This window comes from Microbacterium meiriae (assembly GCF_040686935.1).
Classification (GTDB): domain Bacteria; phylum Actinomycetota; class Actinomycetes; order Actinomycetales; family Microbacteriaceae; genus Microbacterium; species Microbacterium meiriae.
On record NZ_JBFBMF010000001.1, the window covers coordinates 76,868 to 93,943 of the forward strand.

The following is a 17,076-nucleotide window of genomic DNA, read 5'->3' on the forward strand; positions in this document are numbered from 1 at the left end:
CGTCAGCCGTCGGTCGGGCGCGGTCGGGCGTCGGCGCTGGATGCCGTCGGCAGCGGTACGCCGGTCGTGAGCGCCACGACCGCGTCGGCCGCCGCGGAGTCCTCCGGCTCGCGGTCCGCACGGCGCCCGGCGAGCGCCGCATCGACGCCCTCCTGGACACCGCCACGGATCGCGGCCTCCTCCTCGGCTTCTGCTTCGATCTCGGCGTTCAGCACACGCGACGCGGCCACCTGCTGTGCCGCCAGCTCGGCGTAGAGGCCGCCCTGCGCGAGGAGCTCCGCGTGGGTGCCGGACTCCACGATGCGACCGGCCTCGAGCACATGGATGACGTCCGCCCCCATGACCGTCGAGAGGCGGTGTGCGATCGACAGGGTCGTGCGCCCCTTGGCCGCCTCGTCGAGGGCTTCCTGCACCACGCGCTCGGACACGGTGTCCAGGGCGGAGGTGGCCTCGTCGAGCAGGAGCACCGGCGGGTCCTTCAGGAGCACGCGGGCGATCGCGATCCGCTGCTTCTCTCCGCCGGAGAGCCGGTATCCGCGCTCCCCCACGACGGTGTCGTAGCCCTTCTCGAAGCCCGCGATGATGTGGTGGATGTTGGCGGCGGTGCAGGCGGCGACCAGCTCCTCGTCCGTCGCATCGGGCTTCGCGTAACGGAGGTTCTCCCGGATCGTCGCGTGGAACAGGTAGGTCTCCTGGGAGACGATGCCCACGTCGTCGATGATCGACTCCTGCGTGAGCGTGCGCACGTCCGCCCCCGCGAACAGCACCGCGCCACCCTTGGCCTCGTACAGCCGTGGGGCGAGATAGAGGATCGTGGTCTTGCCGGCGCCGGACGGGCCGACGAAGGCGACGTGCTGCCCGGGCTCGGCCACGAACGAGACCCCGTGCAGCGTGGGGCGCGAGTCGGCCGCGGCATCCGGATAGCGGAACACGACGTCCTGGAACTCGACGCGTCCGCGCGGCCCAGAGGCCTGCGCGACGGTGACCGCGTCGGGGGCGTCGGTGATCTCCGGTACGAGGTCGAGGTACTCGAAGATGCGGGCGAACAGCGCGGACGAGGTCTGCAGATCGAGCGAGACCCGCATGAGCCCCATGAGCGGCATGAGCAGCCGCGCCTGGACCGTCGTGAAGGCCACGATGGTCCCCGCGGTGATCGCTCCCGTCCCGCCCGCGATGAGGTAGCCGGACACCAGATAGATGACGGCCGGCACGCTCGCCATGATGACCTGCACGACCGCGAAGAAGCCCTGGCCGCTCATGGCCCGGCGCACCTGCAGGCGCACCTGGTTGCGATTCTCCTGCTGGTAGCGCTCGGACTCGGTGCGCTGGCGGTTGAACGCCTTGGACAGCAGCATGCCCGAGACGCTCAGGGTCTCCTGGGTGATGGAGGTCAACTCGGACAGCGACTCCTGGGTCTCCCCCGCGATGCGCGCCCGCACCTGCCCCACGCGTCGCTGCACGAGCACGAGGAAGGGCATCAGCACGACCGCGATGAGGGTGAGGCGCCAGTCGATGAGGATCATCGCGACGAGGGAGGCGATCACCGTGACGGCGTTGCCGAGGATGCTGGTGACCGTGTTCGTGAGCACGCCGGAGACGCCGCCGACGTCGTTCTGGAGCCGCGACTGGATCACCCCGGTCTTCGTCCGGGTGAAGAAGCCGAGCTCCATCGCCTGCAGGTGCTCGAACAGCCGCACCCGGAGATCGCCCGTGACGCTGTTGCCGACCGTCGCCGTGAGCCAGGTCTGCGCGACGCCGAGGACCGCCGAGAAGAGGAAGAGGCCGACCATCGCCCCGACGAGCACGCCGAGCAGGGAGAGATGGGGGCCGCCGCCGTCGACGGGGAACAGGGCGTCGTCGAAGATGCGCTGCACGAGGAGCGGCGGGATGACCGCGATACCCGCGCCGAGGACCACGAGGACACCGGTGAAGAGGATGCGCCACCGGTAGGCGCTGAACAGAGCGACGACCCGGGTGCCGAGCCCGTCGATCTTCGGGGCCTCCGCGTTGAGCCGACGCTGGGCGTCCTCGTCCACGCCGCGGAAACCGCCCCGCGGACCACCGCCCATCCCGCCCATGCTCATGGCGCCAGCGTACTCAGGACGGCGGACACCGCGGGCCGCCGTCTCCGCTCAGGGCGGATATCGCAGGGATCGGAATGAAATGTCCCACCGACCCGTTACGCTGAATGACTCTCGCGAACTCTCGCACATCTCTTTTTCTTCCGATGCCCTGGAGGCCGCCCATGTCTGCCGTCGATACCGGCTCCATCACGACGCCCCCCGCATCGCACGGGGAGATCCCGCGCAAGGACATGCGGGTCATCTGGCTGCTGCTCGTCGCCGCCTTCGTCGCCATCCTCAACGAGACGACGATGGGCATCGCGATCCCGCATCTGAACACCGACCTCGGCATCCCGCCCGAGCTCGGACAGTGGCTGACGAGCGCGTTCATGCTCACCATGGCAGTGGTCATCCCGACCACCGGCTTCATCCTGCAGCGCTTCACGACGCGGCAGGTCTTCATCGCCGCGATGACGGCGTTCTCGCTCGGCACGCTCGTGGCTTTCGTCGCGCCCGGCTTCTCAGTGCTGCTCGTGGGCCGCGTGATCCAGGCCGCCGGCACGGGCATCATGATGCCGCTGCTGATGACGACGATCATGAACGTCGTGCCCGCGCAGTCCCGCGGTCGCATGATGGGCCGCGTCGGTCTCGTCATCTCGCTCGCTCCCGCGATCGGTCCGACGCTCGCGGGGGCCGTGCTCGACGCGTTCAACTGGCGCGCGCTGTTCGCCATCGTGCTGCCCATCGCCCTGATCTCGCTCGCCATGGGCGCGAAGTGGATGACCAACCTCGGCGAGACCCGCAAGGCTCCGCTCGACGTGCTGTCCATCCCGCTCGCGGCGCTCGGCTTCGGCGGCATCGTCTTCGGCCTCAGCCAGTTCGGCGGCGAGGGTGGATCGGGCGGCACGACCGGCGTCATCGCTCTGGTGGTCGGCGCCGTCTCGCTCGCACTGTTCGTCTGGCGTCAGATCGTGCTGCAGCGCGTCGACGACGCCCTGCTCGACCTGCGCGTGTTCCGCTCGGCGAACTTCTCGCTGGCCGTCATCATCATGACGATCCTGGCGCTGTCGATGTTCGGCACCCTGACGCTGCTGCCGCAGTACCTGCAGAACGTGGCCGGACTGACCGCGCTGGAGTCGGGCCTCATCCTGCTCCCCGGTTCGGTGCTGATGGGCCTGCTCGGTCCGATCATGGGCCGCGTCTACGACGCGAAGGGCACCCGTCCGCTGCTCATCCCCGGGACGATCCTCGTCTCGGCGGCGCTGTTCTTCTATTCGACGGTCGGAGAGCACACCGTGTGGTGGCTGCTGATCATCGTGCAGGCGGCCATGTCGGTCGGCCTCGCGATGTCGTTCACGCCGCTGTTCTCCTCGTCGCTCGGGTCGTTGCACCGCTCGCTGTACTCGCACGGCTCGGCGGTGCTCAACACGCTGCAGCAGGTCGGCGGGGCGGCCGGCGTCGCCCTGCTCACGGTCACGTACTCGGCGATCCTGCACGCCGGCGAGGACGAGGGCCTGTCGCGGGCCGTGGCCGGTGCCCCCGGAGCGCGGACGGCCTTCCTCATCGCGGCGATCATCTCGCTCGCGGCGGTCGCGCTCAGCCCGCTGGTGCGCAAGCCCGCCGACGACATCGGCGACGCGGCGCACAGCGGTCACTGACCGCGCAGCCACACCGACGGCGTCTGCTGCTCACCGCTCCTTGGGGGCGGGGATGTGGCAGACGCCGTTGCTGCAGTAGCCGGCGGCATCGCCCTCGAGCAGCTCGATCGCACCCGGCAGCGGCTGCAGCCCGAGCGGCGCGTCCTGCCCGGTGTTCTCCTGCTTCGATTCGGTCATCCCTCGATCGTACGCCTGCCAGGAGCACCGGGCGCCGCACGCTCTTCTCTGCGGCCTGAGAGCGGCGTATCGTTCCCGGCGAGGGGTGCGCACCCTCGCCGCGCGCCCCGGAGCCGAGGAGGCGCCATGATCATCCACCCTCCCGAACGGGCCACCGCGACCGGCCACGTCGCCGCGATGTACGAGAGCGACCTCGCCGACGACGGCATCGTGTTCGCTCACACCAAGGCCATGGCCGTGAACCCCGACGCCCACGCCGCCTTCGAAACCCTCGTCCGCGCGGTCGTCCCGTCGATCGGCGTGCCGATCTACGAGGCCGCGACCCTGGGGGCGGCGCGGGCCCTCGGATCCGCGCACTGTCTGCTCGCCCACGGCCGCCGTTCCCTGCGCGCCGGCGTCGTCGACGAGGAAGGACTCGCCGCCTTCGCCGCGGGAGACGACCGCGGTTTCACGGAGCAGGAGCAGGCCGTGATCCGCTTCGCCACGCGGCTGTCGACCGATCCGGGGGCGATGACCGACGCCGATGCGCAGGAGCTGCGAGACCGGGGGTTCAGCGACCGGCAGATCGTGGACATCACCCTGGCGGCGGCGGCGCGCAACTACTTCAGCAGGGCTCTTCTCGCGCTGGCCGTGCCCGTCGAGGACGTCCCTGGGCTGGACCCGGCGCTCACCGCGGCTCTCACACGGACCACCGGGGCCCCACCGCCAGGCGATCGATAGGCCGTTCCGCCTAATCTGGACGGATGCTCCGACGATTCCTCGCCCGCGTGTACTGGGCCGTCAGCCGGTGGACCCTCGTCGCCGACGCCGTGCCGACGCGACCGACCGTCCTGATCGGCGCCCCGCACACCTCGAACTGGGATTTCGTGCTCATGCTCGCGATCGCGTGGCGCCTCGGCATCGACGTGCACTGGCTGGGCAAGAAGAGCCTGTTCCGCGGCTGGCGGGGGCCGATCATGCGCGGGCTCGGGGGCATCGCCGTCGACCGGTCGGATCCGGCGCGCGTCGTCGGCGAGGTCGTGGACCAGGTGCATGCCGGGACGGTGTTCGGCCTCGTCGTCACCCCCGACGGCACACGGGGCGGCAACGAGTACTGGAAGAGCGGCTTCTACCGGATCGCGCGAGCCACCGGCATGCCGGTCACTCTCGGCTTCGTCGACCGCCACACGATGACGACGGGCCTCGGGCCGACGATCGACCTCACGGGCGACGTGGCCGCCGACATGGACCGGATCCGCGCGTTCTACGCCGACAAGCACGGCGTGCGCCCCGAACGTTGCACGGAGCCGCGGCTGCGCGAGGAGACCGCCGAGCAGCCGGAGGGCTGACGTCTCAGTCCTCGTCGGGTGCGTGGTCTCGGGCGTACGCGAGGTCGTCGTCGGACAGCGACTCGATCATCCCCACCACCGCTCCGGTGATCTCCCGGATCTCCTCACGGACGTCCTCGTCAAGATGCCGCGACCCGCTGTCGATGACCGCGCGACGCGCATCGTCGGACAGCTCGGGCCACCATTCGTCGATCGGGGGAAGGGTCATCTCGGGTCCTTTCCTGAGGCCTGTCCATCCGGCAGCGCAAGGTTCTGGACAGCGGCGGATCGTGCCCACGAGACTATCGCCATGACAGCAGAACCCCGTGGCGGCGCCGACGAGCGCGACGACCGCGATGACGGCCGCGACGAGACCCCGAACGAGCGCGCGGACCGCAACTGGGAGGAGCTGCTGCAGGAGCTGCGGGTGATGCAGACCGGCACGCAGATCCTCACCGGCTTCCTCCTCGCGGTGGCGTTCCAGCCGCGCTTCACCGATATGGACGAATTCCAGCGCGACCTGTATGTCGTGCTCGTGGCCCTCGCGGCGGTCGCCACCATCCTCGCCCTCGCCCCCGTCGGCATCCATCGTGCCCTGTTCGGCAGCCGGCTGAAGCCTGAGCTCGTCCGGACGGCGGCGCGCCTGGTGAAGATCGACCTCTTCGTGATCGGCGCCCTCACGATCGGGGTCACGACGCTCATCGTGGACTTCACGGTCAGCCGCACCGCCGGGATCGTCGCGCTGATCGCCTCGCTCCTGCTCGTGGTCGGGCTGTGGATGGCGCTGCCCGGCCTGCTGCGGCGCGCCCGCGCGCGGGTCGGAGCAGACGAAGGACCGCCGCCCTCGTCGGCATGAGCGCGACGGGGGCGGCGGTCGTACATCGGGCTGATCAGCGGCCGGCGGGGCTGCGGTTCTCCGCGCTCACCATCCACGCGAACTGCTCCAGGCGCTCGATGACGGCGTGCAGCAGATCCGCGGACGTGGGGTCTTCCTCGTCGACGGCGTCATGCACATCGCGCATCGTCCCGACCGCGGCTTCGAGGCGCGCGGTGACGAGGTCGATGGTCTCCGTCGTCGACACCTCACCGGTCGGGAACTCGGGGAGCGTCGTCGTCTTCGCGATCGTGGCGCTGCGCCCGTCAGGCACGGCGTGCAGGGCGCGCATGCGCTCCGCGATGGTGTCGCTGAACGTCCGGGCGTCCTCGATGATCTCGTCGAGCTGACGGTGGGTGTCGCGGAAGTTCCGTCCGACGACGTTCCAGTGGGCCTGCTTGCCCTGCAGCGAGAGTTCGAGAAGGTCGACGAGCACCGCCTGCAGGTTCGCCGCGAGGGTCGGGGATGCGGTGAACCCCTTCTCCGCATTCTGCTGGCGCGTGGTCTTGACGCCCGCCTTCGTCGCTCCGCTCTTGCTGTTGGAGCCGCTGGTCTTCTTGGTCTTCGTGTCTGCCATGGTGTGACCTCCTGCTGTCACGGTAACCCCGCGGCACAGCCGATTCGAGGGGGTTGACACCCACCGGGCGGACCCCCGAACGTGAGGGAGGCGACAGGGCCATCGAGAGAGGCGGAACAGTGGGAACAGCAGCACAGGAGGATCGTCCCGAGGTGGTCATCGCGCCTCTCACCGCGGCGGATGCCGGAGAGGTGCTCACGATCCAGCGGGCGGCCTTCGTGTCCGAGGCGGCGATCTACGGCAGCGTCGACATGCCGCCGCTGACGCAGACGCTCGCCGAGATGGAGGCAGAGCTCACCTCGGAGAGCGGACTCGGCGCCCGGATCGACGGCCGCCTGGTCGGCGCGATCCGGTTCGTCGAGGACGACGACCTGCTCCTGATCGGGCGGATCGCGATCGCCCCGGACATGCAGGGCGAGGGCATCGGGAGGAAGCTCCTCGACGCGGCGGAGAAGGCCTCGGACGCCCGCGAGTCCGAGCTCTTCACCGGAAGCCTCAGCGAGGCGAACATCCGGCTGTACGAGTCCTGCGGCTACGAGGAGCGCGAGCGGGTGCCGCAGGGCGACGGCACCGCTCAGGTGTTCCTCCGCAAGCGGCTGCGAGGCTAAAGGCACCACCCCCGCAGGCGCAAGGGGGTCGAGCGGATCCGGATGATGCGGAATCGTAGTCCGGACATGTCGCGACCGCGTCATGCCCCAACCGGAAAGGAGAGCTCATGCTCACCCTCACCGACAACGCCACCGCCATCGTGTCGACCCTCGTGAGTCGTCAGAACGACGCGCCGGCCGCTGGGCTGCGCATCCATACCGCCGAGGCGCAGGACGACACGGGCGCGGCCCGTCTCGCCGTCGCCGTGACCGCCGACCCGGAGCCCGCCGATCAGGTCGTCGAGCTGTCGGGCACCCGCCTGTTCCTCGACGAGGCCGCCGCCTCCGCCCTGGACGACAAGGTGCTCGACGCGGGCGTGGACGACGAGGGCTCCGTCTCCTTCGCCGTGCTCCCTCAGGTCGCCTGAGAGCTCAGACTTCGAACGCCGCGGCCGATCCGGCCGCGGCGTTCGCGTGTGTTCGGCGGAACTCAGTCCCAGTCCAGGTACTCCTCCAGCACGACGGCCGTCTCGATGGGGTGCGTCATCGGGAAGAGGTGGTCCCCGCCCTCGACGACCTTGATGCTGGCGCGCTCCGGAGCCGTCGCACGCAGGCTCTCGGCGTTCGCGGGCGGGGTGACCTCGTCGGCCGTCCCCTGGATCAGCAGCACCGGGATGACCGGGGCGAGGGGAGTGTCCACGTCCTCCACGCCGAGGAGGGCCAGACCGTTCACGCGCTCCGGGTGAACGAGCGCGAACGACCGCGCGATCGTGCCGCCGAAGCCGTGCCCGCCGATCCACGTGTCGCCGAGTCCGATGTGGTCGATGACGGCGAGCGCGTCCGCGACGCGGTCCTCGACCGAGGTCTCTGCGTCATCCGCGCGATGGCCGATCCGCACCACGTGGAATCCGGCCTCCTCCGCCAGGTAGTGACCGACCACTCCGAGCACGTCGGCGGCCAGGCCGCGCTCCTGGATGAGCACCAGCTTGACCGGCCCATCGCCCTCATCGACGAAGGGGATGGCGCGGCCCTCGGGCTCGAAGATCTGGGTGTCGGTCATCGGCGTCGTTCTCCTCAAGCCGTCGGTGTCAGGTTCGCAGGCGCCGTCCGCGCCGGGCTCCTGCGACCGGGCACCGGGCGGTGGCGCCTGCGTCCAGCGTAGCCCGCCGGGGGACGAGCCTCCTCCTCGCATCCCCCGGCGGAGTCATGGGGCGGCGGCGAGCTCGCGCCACAGATGCGCGAGGGTCGCAGCGCCGCGGACCAGCATGCGCAGATCGATGCTCTCGTCGCTCGCATGCCAGTGGTCCTCGGGCAGCCCCGTGCCGAGGAAGACGACCGGGGCGCCGAGTTCCCGGGACAGCAGCTCGGCCGGCCCTCCCCCGGCGTTGCCCATCCTCCCCCGCACCGCGCGACCGTAGCCGCGGGCGAGGGCCCGCTCCAGGGCGTCCCGATAGGGTCCGGGAGGAGAGACATACGGTTCCTGCGCGATGTCCTCGTCGACCTCGAGGCGATACGTCGCCTCGGAGGGCATGACGTCGGCGATGAAGGCGCGGAGCGCGTCGGCGACGTCGTGGTTGCGCTGATCGGCGACGGTTCGGATGCTCAGCGAGGCCATGGCCTCCCGCGGGATCACGGAGCGCTCGATGCCCTCCGGGTCTCCGGCGAGCAGCGAGATCACCTCGATGGCCGGGCGCACCCAGAGGCGCTCCTTCGGGGTGAAGCCCTCCTCCCCCACGATGACCCTGGTCTCGGTACGCCGCGTCCAGTCCTCGGGGTCGAACGGCAACGCGTCCAGTTCCGCAGCGCGCTCGTCGCTGAGCGGGGCCACGCCGTCATGGAATCCGGGGATGGCGATCCCCCCGTCCTCGTCGTGCAGCTGCGCGAGCACGCGGGAGAGCACGAGGGCAGGATTCACCGTCACGCCGGAGGCGGCACCGCTGTGCACGTCCCGGTCGGGCCCCTGCACCGTGAGCGTCGCGGTGAGCGTCCCCCGCATCGAGGTGACCGGAGCCGGGGAGTCGACCTCCCACTGCAGGGTGTCGGAGAAGACGACGAGGTCGCACACGAACCGGTCGGGGTCGGCCTCCAGGAGGTCCTTGAGGTTCGGGGAGCCGATCTCCTCCTCGCCGTCGATGAGCAGCTTGAGGTGCACCCCGGCTCCGACGCCGTCCACGGCCTCGACCGCCCGGTGCGCCCAGACGTGCGCGAGGGCCTGGCCCTTCGCGTCCGACGCGCCGCGCCCGTAGAGCCGCCCTTCTCGGAGCACCGGCGCGAACGGCGCCGTCTCGCTCCACTCCTCCGGCTTGGCGTGGCGGACGTCGTGGTGCGTGTAGACGAGGACCGTGGGTGACCCCGGCGCGCCCTCGCGCTCGGCGAACACGGTCACCGCATCGCCCGCCGGGAGCAGCGACGTCGTGAAGCCCGCGTCGCGCAGCTCTGCGGCGATCCAATGCGCTGATCGCACCCCGTCCATCCGACGCTCGGGGTCCGCCGAGACGGAGGGGATCTCGACCCAGGCCGACAGCCGCTCGACCATCTCATCGAGGTGGGACTCGAGGAAGGCGTCGATCGCGTCCTGCGCTGCCGCCGTCTCCTCCGTCATGGGGACAGACTGCCGGGAGGGCCGGGGATACGGGCGGGGGTTGACGGCGTCGGCGCCGACCGGCTATCACCGCGGCGAAGTCCGATTGTCGCGCGGGCCGAGAGTGATTGTCCCAGGCGCGTCGGGCTTTGGAAAGGCCCTGCGTGGATCGGCCGACCGGGCGTTGCATGGCCAGCCCATCCCCAGAAGAGAAAGGCTCGATATGTTCTTCCATCGACAGGAGCTCCAGTTCTCCGCGACGCCCGAGGCGCCGGACGCCGTCTACGCCCGCAAGCTGCAAGAGGTCCTCGGCGGGCAGTACGGCGAGATCACCGTCGCGCTGCAGTACCAGTTCCAGGCGTGGAACATGCACATCCCCGGCAAGTACCGCGACCTCGTCTTCGGCATCGGCGCCGAGGAGATGGGGCACGTCGAGATGCTCGCGGTCATGATCGCGCAGCTGCTCGAGAAGTCCCCGCTCGGCATCACGGAGGACGCCGTGCAGGATGACCCGACGGTCGCCGCCATCGTGGGCGGCACGGATGTGCAGCAGGGCATCGTCGCCGGTGCCGGCGCGCGTCCGGTCGACAGCAACGGCAACCCGTGGCAGGGCTCGTACATCACCGCCAGCGGCAACCTCCTCGCCGACTTCATGGCCAACGCGAACGCCGAGATGCAGGGCAGGGTGCAGGTCGCCCGGCTCTACCACATGACCGACGACCACGGCGTCCGGGATCTGCTGAGCTTCCTGCTGGCGCGCGACACGATGCACCAGAACCAGTGGCTCGCCGCGGCCGAGGAGCTGAAGGCCGAGGGCGCCGAGAAGCTCCCCGTGCCGAGCAACTTCCCGCTCTCCAAGGAGCACCGCGACGTGTCGTACCAGTACCTCAACTTCAGCGACGGTCCTGCCGCCGCGGAAGGCACCTGGGCGTCCGGCCCCACGCCGGACGGTCACGGCGAGTTCAGCTACCACGAGGGACCGACGACCACGGCCGAGATGCCTCCGCCCACCCACCCGGACGCCCGTTTCTACGGCACCACCGAGCTGCCCAACCTCGTGGAGAAGGTCGCCGGCGCCGCGCAGGACGCGCTCCACAAGGAGTGAGATGCCGTCATCGGTCTCGCGGAAGGGGCGGTCGCCGCGCACACGGGCACGGCGGCCGCCCCTCGACGCCCAGGTGGTGGTGATCACCGGCGGCTCTCGCGGCATCGGTCGGGAGGCGGCCTTCGGCTTCGCCCGAGCGGGAGCATCCGTCGTCCTGCTCGCCCGCGGTGAGCAGGCGCTGACCGAGACGGTCGAGGAGATCGCCGCGGACGGCGGGGACGTCCGCGGCATCGTGTGCGACGTCTCCGACCGCCGAGCGGTGCAGGACGCAGTCGACCAGATCACGCATGCGTTCGGCCGGATCGACACCTGGGTGGGCAACGCGGGGGTGCTCCTCTACGCCCCCGTCGCCGACACCACCCCCGAGGAGCTCCGCCGGATCCTCGACGTCAACGTCGTCGGACAGCTCAACGGCCTCCAGGCGGCGCTGCCGGCGCTCCGGCACTCGCGCGGGACCATCATCGTGGTGAGCTCGGCCGAGGCGGTGGCGGCGATGCCGCTGCACGGGGCCTACGCCGCCTCGAAGCATGCGGTGGAAGGAGCGGTCGACGCCCTCCGCCGCGAACTGCGCGCCGAGCGCGCGCCCGTCACGATCACCGTCGTCCGTCCCGCCGTCATCGACACCCCGATCTACCGCCACGCCCGCAGCCGCATGACGTATCGCCCGAGCGGACCGCATCCGCACTACCGCGCCCGGTCCGTCGCGCGGGCGATCGTCTACGCCGCCGTCCATCCGGCCCGCACGATCCACGTCGGCGGTGGCGCCCTGCTGCTCACCGGGGTCCAGCGGATCGCGCCCGGTCTTCTCGATGCGGCGCTCGGCCGGTTCGGGTCCCGGATGATGCGCACGAACGAGAGCGCCCCTGCGCAGTTCGGGAACCTCGTCGGTCCACTCCGCGACACCGATCAGCGGGGCGGGCTGCCGCACCGCGGACGGGGCAGCATCACGACCTGGCTACGTGTGCACCCCGGGTGGCGGACCGTGGCGGTCGCGGGCGTCCTCGGCGCGGTACTGGTGCCCTGGCGCCGCTCGCGCCGCTGAGCACCTACCCGACCGGCTCGGCGCCGCGCAACTCCCTCGTGCTGGCGCGTGGGCACGGATACCGTCGAGGCACACGGTCTCCGGCAGAAGGGAACTCCATGCTCCTCGGCATCCTCACCTCCTCCTCGGACGGGCGCCCCGAGGGTCGGGCGCGCCGATGACGGCGCGCTTCACCGTCGAACCGTGGGCCGTCGGCATCGAGAGCGTCGACACCGCCCATCTCGCGCAGGAGGAGTCCGTCTTCGGTCTCTCCAACGGCCACGTCGGCTGGCGCGGGAACCTCGACGAGGGTGACCCGCGAGGCGTCGCGGGAAGCTACCTCAACGGCGTGTTCGAAGAGCACCCGATGCCGTATGCCGAGGACGGGTACGGGTACCCCGAGACCGGACAGACGGTGATCAATGTCCCGAACGGGCAGCTCATCCGCCTGCTGGTCGGCGACGAGCCGTTCGACGTCGAGCACGGGACGGTGCACACGCACACCCGCCGCCTCGACCTCCGCGACGGCACCCTGCACCGGGAGGTCGACTGGGAATCGGCGGAGGGCCGTCGCGTGCACATCACGTCGACCCGTCTGGTCTCCCTCGAGCACCGGTCGCTGGCCGCCGTGCGCTACCGCGTGACAGCGGTCGACGGAGCCCTCGCGATCACGGTGCTGTCCGAGCTGCTCGCGAACGAACCGCTTCCCACGACCCACGACGACCCGCGCGTGCAGGAGCTCCTCGCCCGTCCGCTGGAAGCCGTCGCGGGATCGCAGCGCGGCGCGCGGAGCACGCTGCTGCATCGCACCCGGCGCAGCGGCCTGCGCGTCGCGGTGAGCGCTGACCACATCGTGCGCGTCTCCGGAGAGGGCGCTCCGGAGGTGACGACCGAGGTCGACGACGACCTGGCACGCACGCGCATCCGCGTGGACCTCGCGCCCGGCGAGGAGGTCGAGGTCGTCAAGCTCATCGGACACGAGTGGTCGGCCACCCTCGCGCCGCAGACGCTGCGGGACCGCGCGGAGGAGGCCGTGGAGGAAGCCGCTCGTCTGGGCTGGGAGGCGCTGGTGGCGGATCAGCGCGCGGTCCTCGATCGGTACTGGGAGTGCGGTGATGTCCGTATCGATGGCGATGCGCGGCTGCAGCAGGCCGTGCGCTTCGCGCTGTTCCAGGTGTTCCAGGCGTCGGCGAGAGCCGAAGCCCGATCCGTGCCGGGCAAGGGCCTCACCGGCTCCGGTTACGAGGGTCACACGTTCTGGGACTTCGAGGCGTTCGTGCTCCCCGTGCTCACCTCGACCGCTCCCGATGCCGCGCTCCAGGCACTGCGCTGGCGTCACGCGACGCTGGATCACGCCAGGGAGCGGGCGCGCACGCTCGGCCTGCGCGGCGCGTCCTTCGCCTGGCGCACGATCGACGGCCGGGAGAGCTCCGGCTACTGGCCGGCGAGCACGGCGGCCTTCCATATCAACGCCGCCGTGGCGGGCGCCGTCATGCACTACGTCCGGACGACGGGCGACCAGGACTTCGAGCGGGAGGCAGGCGCCGAGATCCTCGTCGAGACCGCGCGCCTCTGGCTGTCCCTCGGGCGCGGGGATGACGACGGCGGCTTCCACATCGACGGCGTCACCGGCCCGGACGAGTACACCGCCGTCGTCGACGACAACGTCTACACGAACCTCTCCGCGCGCCGGAACCTCCGCGGGGCGGCGGCTGCCGCCCGACGGCACCCGGAGGTCGCCGCGGCGCTGGGAACGGACGAGGAGGAGGTCGCCGCCTGGGAGGCCGCGGCCGACGCTATGACCGTGCTCTACGACGAAGAGCGACAGGTGCACCCGCAGTCGGCGGGCTTCACCGCGCACGCCCGGTGGGACTTCGACGCCACGGCGCCCGATGACTATCCGCTGCACAGCCACTTCCCGTATTTCGACATCTACCGCAAGCAGGTGCTGAAGCAGGCCGACCTCGTGCTGGCGCTCTACACCTCCCACGAGGAGTTCACCTGGGAGGAGAAGGCCAGGGCGTTCGCCTATTACGACGCCCTCACCGTGCGAGACTCCTCGCTCTCCGCGGCCGCCCAGGCCGTGATCGCCGCCGAGGTCGGGCATCTCGAACTGGCATCGGCCTATCTGGCCGAGCTCGCGGCCCTCGACCTGGACGACCTCCACGGCAACACCGACGAGGGACTGCACATCGCGGCACTCGCCGGCATCTGGATGGGCGTGACGGCCGGCTACGGGGGTATGCGGGAGGGAGACCACGGCCTGTCCTTCCGGCCGCAGCTTCCGGACGGCGTCACCCGTCTCGCGTTCGGAGTCCGGCTGCACGGCTGCATCCTGCACGTCGACATCGCACCGACGGAGACGACCTACCGACTGAGCGCCGGGGAGCCGGTGACGATCCGGCACGCCGACGAGGAGCTCGTCCTGCACGCCGGTGTTCCCGTGAGCCTGCCGACGCCGGACCGCGTCGAGCCGCTCACCCCGGCACCTGTGCCGCCGCGCTGGCGGGAACCGGGACGCCCGCGCGCCGGCGACTGAGGCCGCGCCGGTCCGTGTGCCATATCGAGGCGGGTGCGCGCAAGGCCCGCGGCGATGTCGGCCGTCCGCCGTAGGGTGGAGCCGTGCCTGATTCCCCCCACCCCGCATCGGATGTCCTCTGGGCGTGCGTCGAGGACGGCTTCCACGTCGGAAGCCGCGGCGGAGACTTCCTCGGCTACGTCGACCGTCAGCCCGACGGCCGCTTCGCCGCGTTCTCCGCGTCCGCGCAGCCGCTCGGCTTGCACGCCACGCTGAGCGAGGCGACCACGGAGGTCGTCGCCCACGCCGGCCCCTCGGAGGGCGATGCCGCCCTCGGAACCCCGGAGCTGGTGCAGGGGTGACGGCGGCCATGACCGACGGGTTGCTCCGCCTCGTCTACACCAGCACGGCGGCGCAGCCGTTCCGTGAGACCGCCCTGGAGCAGCTTCTGGAGCAGTGCCGTCGGTCGAATGCGGCCCGCGACATCACCGGTCTCCTCCTGTTCCGCCAGGGGCGCTTCCTCCAGGTCCTCGAAGGACCGGTCGAGGCCGTACGCCGACTCGTCGACACGATCGCGGACGATCCGCGTCATCGCGCGATGCGCATCCTCCTGGAGACGCCGATCACCACCCGGCTCTTCTCCGACTGGTCGATGGGCTACCGGTCGTTCCGCGGTGGGAGCGCGGCCGCCCCCACAGGCTTCCGCGACTCTTTCGACGACCTCGTCGACGGCGCGGACGCCTCCACCATGGAGCGCGCCCTGTTCGAGCTCACCCTGTGGTTCCGCACCCGCTCCGGCGCTGCGGTCCCGATCCCTGCCGGCAGCGGCGAGGGCACCTCCCTCCGGGTATGAGCAGGCCCGCGGGCGGACCGGAGCCGTCGCTCATCCAGCAGCGCATGGCACTGGAACGGCGGCGGAACTGGGGCATCTACGCGATCGTGTTCTCGTCGGTGATGACGGTCGGCTGGACGGTCGCGTTCCTCCTCGATGCGCCCGCCGGGTTGTGGCGCGTTCTCAGCATCATCGTGTTCGCTGCCGGGATCGTCGTCGGTATCGTCGAGACCCGCCGCGCGAGGCGCGCGCTCCGTGAGTTCGAGGATCGCCACGGGCCCGGAGCCGGAGTCCGGCACTAGGGGGTTGCTCGCGCCTCGGGGTCGCCGACCCCATAGGGTAGGCCCTACTTGCTCGGCACGTCGATGTGGATTGGAGCCCTATGAGGAGCGATGTTCGTTTCGTCGGAGACCGCGCACGCCGCGACGCCGAGGAGCTTTCGCGTGTGCTCGAGAGGAGGCGAGAGGATGAGACGGTCGACGTCGAGCTTCTCCGAGGGAGATCAGCAGAGCTCGCCGCCTCGATCGACTCGGATTGGGCCTCTGTCGTACTGCTCGCCGTATGGAACTCGCTCAGGGAGCCGACCGAGCCTGCCCGCCCACACGTGAAGCGGGCGTTGGAGCTCTTGCAGAGGATGCCGGACTCGGGAAGCTCCAGGGCTCTCGTCGATCTCGCGAACCTGGTCTCTGCATGCTGGCTCAGCCACGAAGCCGACGTGACGGAACTCGCTCCGATCTGGCAGTCCTCCGACCCCGACCAGGCCGTCACGATACTGATCAGCGGAGCGAGCCTTCCCACGACCTTTGACGCATGCTCACTGATGGCCGATGTGACTGGCAGCATCCGCGCGATCGCTGAGATCCTCTCGCTGCAGTCCGACCCTGGAGAGATGTTCTCCGCCGAAGACTTCCCTCATCTGTCGCGGCTACCTGCGTCGGGCGAGGCGCGTCCGATCTGGTTGGCTCTGTTCCTCCGGATGTCGCTGATCATCCGCCTGGCACCGTTCGAACCGGGCATCGCACCCCTCTCAAAGCAGTTCTCCACGCAGCTCTATTCCGAAACCGGAGAGTCGATCGTGCTCGGTTACGCGGAGATCACCTCGCTCCTCATCAGCCTTGAGGACGAAGTCGCTTCGTACCCGGTGATCAGCTCCGCCGGCGCCTGCTGGACGAGCTGTTATCTACTCGCGGACTCCCTCGCGCCGTGGCTCCTGGCTGCGATTCAGCAGACCACGCTCCGCGAGCACGTCATCTCCCAGCCTTTCGAAGACAAGGTCGTGAGCCTGCTCCGTTCGCATGGGTTCCGAGCCGGTTCGGTGGATGCCAACGGAACGTGGACGACGCAATCCGGCAAGGAGCGTCTCCACTGCGACGAGAAGAACCCCGGCCAGATCGATGTGCTCGCGACGCGTGACGACGATGTCTTCGTGTTGGAATGCAAATCCATCTTCTCGATGGGTCGGATTCGGAACATCGCAGAGAAGCTCGGACTCCATAGCCACAGCTGGCGCACCACCCTGAGGAAGAAACGGGAGTGGGTCGAGAAGGCCCTTCATCGCGACGCCGACCTGTCGTTGGTCGTCGTCGAAGGGATACAGGCATACACATCAGAGCAGGAGTGGAAGGGGGAGTCTCCCCTGATCACGTTCGAGACTCTGTCCCAACTGCTCGACGCTGCGGCGCTGCAGTCGGACGATTCGCGTGACGCGTGACGGTCACGAGGTCACGGAGATCATCGCCGAGGGAGTACTTGGTCCGTCCAGGTGAGAACGGGGGG

The 17,076-nt window shown here is 70.2% G+C and carries 19 protein-coding genes; 13 read left to right on the forward strand and 6 right to left on the reverse strand.

Features of this window, described 5'->3' with window-relative positions; all coding sequences use genetic code 11:
* Positions 1 to 2 precede the first annotated feature (2 nt).
* A complete protein-coding gene (locus AB0P08_RS00350) occupies positions 3 to 2,078 on the reverse strand; it encodes an ABC transporter ATP-binding protein (protein WP_363588581.1) in 2,076 nt (691 codons plus the stop codon).
* 167 nt (positions 2,079 to 2,245) lie between these two features.
* Here AB0P08_RS00350 and AB0P08_RS00355 point away from each other — a divergent pair, with 167 nt between their 5' ends.
* The gene (locus AB0P08_RS00355) at positions 2,246 to 3,721 is read left to right on the forward strand and encodes an MDR family MFS transporter (RefSeq protein ID WP_363587410.1); all 1,476 of its coding nucleotides are present in this window, start codon (positions 2,246 to 2,248) and stop codon (positions 3,719 to 3,721) included.
* A 30-nt stretch (positions 3,722 to 3,751) separates the two neighbouring features.
* On the opposite strand, the gene AB0P08_RS00360 is transcribed toward AB0P08_RS00355, so the two are convergent.
* A complete protein-coding gene (locus AB0P08_RS00360) occupies positions 3,752 to 3,898 on the reverse strand; it encodes a hypothetical protein (RefSeq protein ID WP_187663623.1) in 147 nt (48 codons plus the stop codon).
* A 126-nt stretch (positions 3,899 to 4,024) separates the two neighbouring features.
* On the opposite strand from AB0P08_RS00360, the gene AB0P08_RS00365 reads away from it, so the two are divergent.
* A complete protein-coding gene (locus AB0P08_RS00365; protein ID WP_363587412.1) occupies positions 4,025 to 4,618 on the forward strand; it encodes a carboxymuconolactone decarboxylase family protein in 594 nt (197 codons plus the stop codon).
* A gap of 23 nt (positions 4,619 to 4,641) precedes the next feature.
* Positions 4,642 to 5,226, forward strand: a complete 585-nt coding sequence (locus AB0P08_RS00370) for a 1-acyl-sn-glycerol-3-phosphate acyltransferase (RefSeq protein WP_363587414.1) — start codon at positions 4,642 to 4,644, stop codon at positions 5,224 to 5,226.
* Between the two features lie 4 nt (positions 5,227 to 5,230).
* Here AB0P08_RS00370 and AB0P08_RS00375 read toward each other — a convergent pair whose 3' ends face one another.
* Positions 5,231 to 5,434: a hypothetical protein gene (locus tag AB0P08_RS00375; protein WP_187663620.1), complete on the reverse strand. Its 204-nt coding sequence runs from the start codon at positions 5,432 to 5,434 to the stop codon at positions 5,231 to 5,233.
* 81 nt (positions 5,435 to 5,515) lie between these two features.
* On the opposite strand from AB0P08_RS00375, the gene AB0P08_RS00380 reads away from it, so the two are divergent.
* On the forward strand, positions 5,516 to 6,061 hold the full coding sequence (locus tag AB0P08_RS00380) for a DUF6328 family protein (protein ID WP_268777770.1): 546 nt from the start codon (positions 5,516 to 5,518) through the stop codon (positions 6,059 to 6,061).
* Positions 6,062 to 6,095: 34 nt separating this feature from the next.
* On the opposite strand, the gene AB0P08_RS00385 is transcribed toward AB0P08_RS00380, so the two are convergent.
* On the reverse strand, positions 6,096 to 6,656 hold the full coding sequence (locus AB0P08_RS00385) for a Dps family protein (RefSeq protein ID WP_363587416.1): 561 nt from the start codon (positions 6,654 to 6,656) through the stop codon (positions 6,096 to 6,098).
* A gap of 152 nt (positions 6,657 to 6,808) precedes the next feature.
* Between AB0P08_RS00385 and AB0P08_RS00390 the strand changes: the two genes are divergently transcribed.
* Positions 6,809 to 7,264 carry a GNAT family N-acetyltransferase gene (locus AB0P08_RS00390; protein ID WP_232089203.1) on the forward strand — a complete coding sequence of 152 codons (456 nt, stop codon included), beginning with the start codon at positions 6,809 to 6,811 and terminating at the stop codon, positions 7,262 to 7,264.
* A gap of 107 nt (positions 7,265 to 7,371) precedes the next feature.
* Entirely contained in the window at positions 7,372 to 7,671 is a 300-nt protein-coding gene (locus tag AB0P08_RS00395) for a hypothetical protein (RefSeq protein ID WP_060921362.1), read from the forward strand.
* Positions 7,672 to 7,733: 62 nt separating this feature from the next.
* On the opposite strand, the gene AB0P08_RS00400 is transcribed toward AB0P08_RS00395, so the two are convergent.
* Together AB0P08_RS00400 and AB0P08_RS00405 are read right to left on the reverse strand one after the other, a co-directional pair.
* The gene (locus AB0P08_RS00400; protein WP_363587418.1) at positions 7,734 to 8,303 is read right to left on the reverse strand and encodes an alpha/beta fold hydrolase; all 570 of its coding nucleotides are present in this window, start codon (positions 8,301 to 8,303) and stop codon (positions 7,734 to 7,736) included.
* A gap of 144 nt (positions 8,304 to 8,447) precedes the next feature.
* Positions 8,448 to 9,845 (reverse strand): M20/M25/M40 family metallo-hydrolase, encoded by a 1,398-nt coding sequence (locus tag AB0P08_RS00405; RefSeq protein WP_363587420.1) that lies wholly within the window; start codon positions 9,843 to 9,845, stop codon positions 8,448 to 8,450.
* A 202-nt stretch (positions 9,846 to 10,047) separates the two neighbouring features.
* Between AB0P08_RS00405 and AB0P08_RS00410 the strand changes: the two genes are divergently transcribed.
* The 7 genes from AB0P08_RS00410 to AB0P08_RS00440 all read left to right on the forward strand — a co-directional run bounded on the left by AB0P08_RS00410 (position 10,048) and on the right by AB0P08_RS00440 (position 17,011).
* On the forward strand, positions 10,048 to 10,929 hold the full coding sequence (locus AB0P08_RS00410) for a manganese catalase (protein ID WP_315638474.1): 882 nt from the start codon (positions 10,048 to 10,050) through the stop codon (positions 10,927 to 10,929).
* A gap of 1 nt (position 10,930) precedes the next feature.
* A complete protein-coding gene (locus AB0P08_RS00415; protein WP_363587422.1) occupies positions 10,931 to 11,971 on the forward strand; it encodes an SDR family oxidoreductase in 1,041 nt (346 codons plus the stop codon).
* A 157-nt stretch (positions 11,972 to 12,128) separates the two neighbouring features.
* Complete coding sequence (locus tag AB0P08_RS00420) at positions 12,129 to 14,489, forward strand: glycoside hydrolase family 65 protein (protein ID WP_363587424.1); 2,361 nt, start codon at positions 12,129 to 12,131, stop codon at positions 14,487 to 14,489.
* A gap of 83 nt (positions 14,490 to 14,572) precedes the next feature.
* Complete coding sequence (locus AB0P08_RS00425; protein WP_187614844.1) at positions 14,573 to 14,830, forward strand: hypothetical protein; 258 nt, start codon at positions 14,573 to 14,575, stop codon at positions 14,828 to 14,830.
* A gap of 8 nt (positions 14,831 to 14,838) precedes the next feature.
* Positions 14,839 to 15,321, forward strand: coding sequence for a BLUF domain-containing protein (locus AB0P08_RS00430; RefSeq protein ID WP_363587426.1), 483 nt, complete (start codon positions 14,839 to 14,841; stop codon positions 15,319 to 15,321).
* The gene (locus AB0P08_RS00435) at positions 15,318 to 15,602 is read left to right on the forward strand and encodes a hypothetical protein (RefSeq protein ID WP_363587428.1); all 285 of its coding nucleotides are present in this window, start codon (positions 15,318 to 15,320) and stop codon (positions 15,600 to 15,602) included. Before AB0P08_RS00430 ends, AB0P08_RS00435 begins: the two co-directional genes overlap by 4 nt.
* An 80-nt stretch (positions 15,603 to 15,682) precedes the next feature.
* Complete coding sequence (locus AB0P08_RS00440; RefSeq protein ID WP_363587430.1) at positions 15,683 to 17,011, forward strand: PDDEXK family nuclease; 1,329 nt, start codon at positions 15,683 to 15,685, stop codon at positions 17,009 to 17,011.
* Positions 17,012 to 17,076 lie beyond the last annotated feature (65 nt).